The organism is Halochromatium sp. (assembly GCF_054919635.1).
The window spans coordinates 1-6,895 of the sequence record NZ_JBUDPI010000199.1 but is presented as its reverse complement, the minus strand read 5'-3'; the positions used below and the strand labels follow the sequence as shown (position 1 = coordinate 6,895).

Annotated in this window: 7 protein-coding genes; 4 read left to right on the top strand and 3 right to left on the bottom strand. The window is 62.9% G+C overall.

Annotation, left to right across the window (positions count from 1 at the left end; translation table 11 throughout):
- The coding region (locus ACY693_RS12305; protein WP_462322120.1) for a chloride channel protein at nt 1-414 on the top strand (414 nt) is incomplete at its 5' end.
- A 202-nt stretch (nt 415-616) separates the two neighbouring features.
- On the opposite strand, the gene pap is transcribed toward ACY693_RS12305, so the two are convergent.
- The 3 genes from pap to ACY693_RS12290 form a co-directional block, all read right to left on the bottom strand.
- The gene (gene pap / locus ACY693_RS12300; protein ID WP_462322119.1) at nt 617-2,173 is read right to left on the bottom strand and encodes a polyphosphate:AMP phosphotransferase; all 1,557 of its coding nucleotides are present in this window, start codon (nt 2,171-2,173) and stop codon (nt 617-619) included.
- A gap of 192 nt (nt 2,174-2,365) precedes the next feature.
- Nucleotides 2,366-2,800: an acyl-CoA thioesterase gene (locus ACY693_RS12295; protein ID WP_462322118.1), complete on the bottom strand. Its 435-nt coding sequence runs from the start codon at nt 2,798-2,800 to the stop codon at nt 2,366-2,368.
- An 88-nt stretch (nt 2,801-2,888) separates the two neighbouring features.
- Complete coding sequence (locus ACY693_RS12290) at nt 2,889-4,019, bottom strand: aminotransferase class V-fold PLP-dependent enzyme (RefSeq protein WP_462322117.1); 1,131 nt, start codon at nt 4,017-4,019, stop codon at nt 2,889-2,891.
- 138 nt (nt 4,020-4,157) lie between these two features.
- Here ACY693_RS12290 and gmk point away from each other — a divergent pair, with 138 nt between their 5' ends.
- The 3 genes from gmk to ACY693_RS12275 form a co-directional block, all read left to right on the top strand.
- Nucleotides 4,158-4,805: a guanylate kinase gene (gene gmk / locus ACY693_RS12285; protein WP_462322116.1), complete on the top strand. Its 648-nt coding sequence runs from the start codon at nt 4,158-4,160 to the stop codon at nt 4,803-4,805.
- A gap of 316 nt (nt 4,806-5,121) precedes the next feature.
- Nucleotides 5,122-5,400 (top strand): DNA-directed RNA polymerase subunit omega, encoded by a 279-nt coding sequence (gene rpoZ / locus ACY693_RS12280; RefSeq protein ID WP_462322115.1) that lies wholly within the window; start codon nt 5,122-5,124, stop codon nt 5,398-5,400.
- Nucleotides 5,387-6,895: RelA/SpoT family protein (locus ACY693_RS12275; protein WP_462322114.1), on the top strand; the 1,509-nt coding region annotated here is incomplete at its 3' end. The genes rpoZ and ACY693_RS12275, both read left to right, overlap by 14 nt.

Genomic DNA, 6,895 nt, shown 5'->3' with positions numbered 1-6,895 from the left:
AACGCGGTGTTGCAGGACTCCTGGGCCTGGCAGGCCTTATTGACGGTGCTTGTGCTGAAGATGATCGCCACGGCAGCCACCCATGGCTCAGGTGCTGTCGGCGGTGCCTTCACGCCGACCATCTTTGTGGGTGCCATGCTCGGTGCATTGTTTGGGACCCTGGTCCATGGTCTCTTGCCCGACGGAACCGCGACTCCAAGCGCCTATGCCGTGGTTGGTATGGGTGCGATGCTCGCAGGCACGACGCACGCACCGCTTATGTCGATCCTGATGGTCTTTGAGCTGACCATGGATTACAAGATCGTGCTGCCGTTGATGCTGGCGGTGATCACCGCGCATTACACCGCCCGGCGCTATTCCGCTGTGCGGCCGATGTATGCCGATTCGTTGTTACCGCGCGATAGGCCTGCGTAACGGCTACTCTGGCCATGCACTGAGGCCATGCACTGGCCAATGGATGCGACAACAGGCGCATGAGGATGGCCTTGGTCGGGTCGCTGCCAGCCTCTTTGGGTCATTCAGTCCGATCAGTCGCTTACAAGCCCTAACATAATGTACGTCACGCTAGCACGGTCAAAGGCTTACGCGCGCCGCACAGTCATTCTGATAGGGCCTCTTAGCTCTCGTCGTTCGTTGACTGGTAGCCGCAGCGGGCGATGCCGCTGCCGGGGATGGTTGCGGCGTCGTCAGCGAGGGCGGCGCGCAGGCGGTCGCAGACGGTCTTCAGCACCTTGATCCGCGCGAACTGCTTATCGTTGCCTTCAACCAGCGTCCAGGGTGCATACTCTGTGCTGGTGCGGGCGATCATCTCGTTGACGGCGACCTTGTATTGCGGCCATTTCTCGCGGTTGCGCCAGTCTTCATCGGTGATCTTGTACTGCTTGTACGGCGTCTTTTCGCGATCCTGGAAGCGTTGCAGTTGTTCGTCTTCGCTGACCTGGAGCCAGAACTTGAGAAGCACGGCGCCGTTCTCGACCAACTGCTCTTCGAACTCGTTGATCTCGGTGTAGGCGCGGCGCCATTCGTCTCCGTGAGCAAAGCCCTCGACACGCTCGACCAGCACACGGCCGTACCAGGAGCGATCGTAGATGATGATATGCCCCGCGCGCGGCAGGTGGCGCCAGAACCGCCAAAGGTAGTGATGCGCCTTTTCCTCATCGGTGGGTGCGGCAATCGGGATGGTGCGATAGAGGCGCGCATCGACGGCACTGGTGATGCGGCGGATGGCGCCGCCCTTGCCCCCGGCGTCGACGCCCTCGAAGACCAGCACGGTGCTGCGCTTTCGGTTGTAGGCCTTCCAGGCGAGCTCATTGACTTCGGATTGGTATTGCTTGAGGGCGGCCTTGTAGTCGTCGCGCGAGAGGCTCTGGGTTAGATCCAGCTGATCGAGGAGCGTGATCTGCGCACTCGCTGATTCAGGCAGATCGAGCGGCTCGGCGGTTGCGGGCGGCTCGGTCGGCAAGGGCTGCTGCAACCGCGCGCGAATCGCTTGCAGCAGCGTCTTGCCCACGGTGAGATCGCGATAGCGTTTGTCCTCGGCCTCGATCAGATACCAAGGCGCAATGCCACGATCGGTTTGCCGGATGACGCGCTCGGCGACGTACTCGAACAGCTGATATTGCTCGGTGAACTTCGACTTCTTCGGCAGCATCTTCCATCGACTGCGATCATCGCGCGAGAGCTCTTTGAGTCGGTTCTTCTGGTCTTCTTCGGACAGGTGAAACCAGAACTTGACCACCAGCGCCCCATCCTGGGTCAGGGAGCGCTCAAAGTCGACGATGCGCGCTAGCTCGGCGTCGAGTGCGGCGTCATCGCACTCGCCGCGAAAGCGGTGCTCAATCGGGGCGAGATACCAGCCGCCAAATAGGATCGCGATCTCGCCGCGCGGCGGCAGGGTGCGCCAGAAGCGCCAATAGCGCGGCCGCTCTTGCTCCTCATCGCTGAAGTCCCAGAAGGCGAAGGTCTGCATGCCGCGCGTATCCAGCCATTCGTTGAGCCGGTTGACGACCTCGCCTTTGCCTGCGGCCTCGACGCCAGCGACGATGACGATGACGGGGATGCTGCTTTCGGTCAGCTCGCGCTGTGCCTCGAGCAGTTGCGTGCGCAGCTCGTCGCGCTGCGCCTTGAAGTCTGATTTGCTGACCGATCGACCAACCTTCGCTGCCTCGAACATGTGCGCTACCCGCTGATCTGTGCTGTCTAATCCTCGCTGGCTTGAATCATCGCATGTGGTGATCCTGGCTGATAGTGGCTGGCTGCATCAGCATAGCCCACTGCGCCGACGGGCAGGATGCGATCGCCTCGGATGCGCCCATTGCCGATAGAGCGGGGGAGCGATCAAGCGGCAGCGATCAAGGGCGAGCGCTCAGCCGACGGGCGTGGAGAGACGGCGTGGGCGACCGGCCTTGTCGACGGCGACAAAGACCAAGCGACCCGAGGCCACCTCGCGTGCCGCGTCTGGACTCGAGGCCCGTCGTGCCCAAGCGCTGATATCGACGGTGATTGAGGTCTTGCCGACCTTCTCGACCCGAGCGTAGAGATCGACGAGATCGCCGACTTGAATCGTTGCTCGAAACTGGAAGCCATTGATGGCCACGGTCGCCACGCGTCCTTTGGCCTGGGCCGCGGCCAGGGTGGCACCGGCGATGTCGGCCTGCGCCAGGAGCCAGCCGCCAAAGATGTCACCATCCGGATTGGTGTCGGCGGGCGCCGCGAACACACGGAGCGCGAGCTGCCATTGGCTTGCATCCGGGGGCTGTGCCGGAGACGGATGGGTGGTTGGCAATGCGGCCTCGGTCATGCGCGTTGGCTCGGGTGGGGGTGTCCGTGGGTGTTGGCTCGAGCGATCTGGCCCAGCCGGGCTGTGCGATGCGACTGGACAGCGCCGCTCATCCGGAGCGGGACAGGGTCTGCTTGGTCAGTGAGATTGCTCGCTCCAGGTGCTCCTCGGGCGTGTAGAAATGCGGCGAGAAGCGAAGTCCGCCGCCGCGGCTGGCGCACATCAAGCCTTGTTTCATCAGCTGTTGATAGAGCCACTGCTGATCGATGCCGGCTATGCGAATGGTGAGGATGCCGGCGCGCCTTGTCGGCAAACGCGGCGACAGGAGCTCGAAGCCGGCCTGATCGACGAGCTCGATGAGCCGCCCAATCCGGGCCTCGATCGCGCTCGCGATGCTGTCGGCGCCGGTTTCTTCGAGCAGCGAGAGGCTAGCCTCGAGCGCATGAATGCCGAGCATGTTCGGGCTGCCGCATTCAAAGCGCCGGGCGCTCGCGGCTGGCTGCCAATCCGGGCGATCGAACGCGCCCATGTCCTCGACCATGTGCCAGCCGAACTCGGTCAGGCGCAGTTGCTGGCGCAGCTCGGGTCGACACCAGAACAGCGCCAGCCCTTCCGGTCCGAGCAGCCACTTGTGGCCGTCCGCGACGAGAAAGTCGACCGGGCTCTTGGTCAGGTCAAAAGGCAGGGCGCCCAGGCCTTGGATGGCATCGAGACAGAGCAGAATCCCACGCGCGCGGCAGTCTTTGGCAAGCCGGGCGATGTCGAGTCGTTGTCCACGTCCGTATTGCACCCAGCTAACGGCGAGCAGACGCGTGCGCGCGTCGCAGAGTCCGAGCAGGTCGGCCTCTGGCTCCTTGCTGCCGGCCAGGTCCAGGCTGCGCTGCTCCACCCCGCGCTCAGTCAAGGTCTCCCAGACGATGCGGTTCGAGGGGAACTCCTGAGCGATACTGACGAGGTTGTCACCAGGCTGCCAATCGAGTCCTTGGGCGACGAATGAGAGGCCCTCCGAGGTACTCTTCAGCAACGCGATGTCAGCGGCTGAATCGGCGCCGATGAGCCTGGCCGCACGCTCGCGCAGTCGCTGCTCGACCTCAAGCCAGACCGGATAGCGTTTCGAGCCAAGCCGACCCTGCTCGGCGGCGAAGCCTGCGACCGCTGCGACCGTCCGTTGCGGCCAGGGCGCGATCGCAGCGTGATTGAGATAGAGTAGGTCGGGGTCGAGGTCGAAATCCGGATGCATAGCTGTGACGGACCAATGGCGTTGGCTGCGATCATGCCAGCAACAATGCCTGCGATGCTATGCGAAAACGCGCAGCGTTATACTCCTCTGGCCAATCCCCGGCTCTGCCGCCGAGTCCTGATCCGCATAGGAAGCCTCATGCCCGAAGCTCACGCGTCCTCGTTCAAAGCGCCGAAAGGTCTGTTGTTTGTGGTCTCGGCACCGTCTGGGGCCGGCAAGACCAGTCTGGTTGCCGAGCTGCTCAAGCGTGATTCGGCCCTAACGCTGTCGGTGTCCTATACCACTCGCCCGCGCCGCTCCGGCGAGGTGGATGGCAAGCACTATCATTTCGTCGATCATCAGCGCTTCGAGACAATGGTTGCCGAAGGCGCCTTCATCGAGTACGCCCGCGTCTTCGACAATGCCTACGGCACGGCCGAATCCTCGCTGCGCGAGACGCTCGATGGCGGAGAGGATCTGTTGCTCGAGATCGATTGGCAGGGTGCGCGGCAGGTCCGCGAGCGGTTTACAGACGCGGTATCGATCTTCATCGTGCCACCCTCACTCTCGGCATTGGAGGAGCGGCTGCGTGGCCGTGGCCAGGACAGCGACGCGGTCATCAGCGAGCGGATGGCCAAGGCACGCGATGAGCTTTCGCACTGGGACGAATACGGCTATCTTGTGGTTAACGACCAGTTCGAGCGGGCGCTCGCCGATCTTGGCACGATCCTGCGGGCCGAGCGCCTGCGTACAGCGCGGCAAGCGGCCCGCGAGCAGCATCGGTTGAGCGCGATGCTCGGTGACTGATGCACCCACACTGGCGTGGCGCAACTGCTCTCGTTCCCGATGGTCAAAGTGATAGCGCAAACCGCTACCCTCGACGGGCAGCGATGTGTTAGCCGGGGTTTTCTGGTAATTTGAGCCCAGGATTCAGGGCAGGATTCAGAGCGCCGATCGGCTGATGATCGAGCTTGGCTGAAGCACTCGGCCTGGTCCGTCTTTTTTTGTATGCGTGCTCGCTGCCCACTGAGCTGATCTTGCCCGCTGAGCTGAGCTGAGCTGAGCTAATCTGGGCGGCGCTGAGCGGCGCATGGTTTTCTGTATTTCTTTTTGGAGTATTTGCATGGCTCGCATCACTGTCGAGGATTGCCTCGAGCACGTGGACAATCGATTTGAATTGGTCTTGGTCTCGACCAAGCGCGCCCGGCAGTTGGCGAAGGGTGTTGAGCCGCTGCTGCCTTGGGAGAATGACAAGCCGACGGTCATGGCGCTGCGTGAGATTGCAGCCGGGCTGATCGAGCCACAGACCCTAGCGGACGGCGATCGCGCGGCCCAAGATGCTGCTGAGGCCCTGGAGCGAGCGCTTGCCGAGGAGCTAGCGTCACGGGATGCAGAAGACTGAGGCTGAAGCTGCGTCGGCTCGGGCCGTCTCGGCCCCCCTCGTCCCTGGGCTTGCCGATGCGCCGTCGTCGGATGCCAAATGCGACGATGCGCGGCATGGCGGTGTCCGACCCCGCCCACATGCGGCGCCTGCGCCGGTACTGAACACGTATCAGCCACAGGGTAATGAGCCTGCCCGTTTCCTGATTAGCGACCTCCTGACCGAGCTAGAGAGCTATCTGCCTCGCGAGCAGGTCAGCGAGGTCTACCGCGCCTATCTGTTTGGCGCCGAGGCGCATCAAGGGCAGGAGCGCCAGAGTGGCGAGCCCTACATCTATCACCCGATTGCGGTGGCCCGCATCCTCGCCGGGATGCGGATGGATTACAAGGGCCTGATGGCGGCCATCCTGCACGACGTCATCGAGGACACCCCAACCGCGAAAGAGCACCTCGCCGATACCTTTGGCGATGATGTCGCCGAGCTCGTCGATGGGGTCAGCAAGCTGACTCAGATCGACTTCCCATCGCGGGCCGAGGCGCAGGCGGCCAGCTTCCGCAAGATGATGCTGGCGATGACGCGCGATATCCGCGTGATCCTGATCAAGCTGGCCGATCGTCTCCATAACATGCGCACGCTGGACGCGATGACGCCGGCCAAGCGCAGGCGGATTTCACGCGAGACGCTGGAGATCTATGCGCCGATCGCCAACCGGCTCGGTATCAACAGCATCCGGCTCGATCTCGAGGACCTTGGGTTTCGTCATCATTGGCCCTGGCGGCATGCGGTGCTGTCACGCACCATCAAGCAGAAGCTGCAGGGGCAGCGCGAGATGGTGGCCAGCGTTGAGGATGCGCTGCGCGTGCGACTCGAGACCGCCGGCATCGAGGCTGAGGTGTTTGGGCGCGAGAAGCACCTCTATAGCATCTATCGGAAGATGGCCGCCAAGCGGCGCTCGTTCGATGATATGGCCGACGTCTTCGGCTTCCGCGTCATCGTCGACCGCGTCGATACCTGTTACCGGGTGCTCGGCCAGGTACATGATCTCTATAAGCCGGTGCCGGGTCGCTTCAAGGACTACATCGCGATCCCGAAGTCTAACGGTTATCAGTCGCTGCATACCGGTCTGATCGGTCCGCTAGGTGTGCCGATGGAGATCCAGATCCGGACCATCGACATGAATCGGCTCGCCGAGTCGGGGATTGCCGCGCACTGGATGTACAAGACCGAGGGCGAGGGCAGTGGTGCGCAGATGGCGGCCAAGGATTGGCTGCAGGGTCTCCTTGAGGTTCAGCGCGATTCGGGCGATTCGCAAGAGTTTCTGGAGCATGTCAAGGTCGATCTGTTCCCGGATGAGGTCTATGTCTTCACGCCCAAGGGGCGCATCCTGGTGCTGCCGATGGGTGCGACCGTGGTCGATTTCGCCTATGCGATCCACTCCGATGTGGGCAACACCTGCGTCGCGGTGCGGATCGATCGGCGCTTGGCCTCGCTGCGACCGCCATTGCGCAGCGGGCAG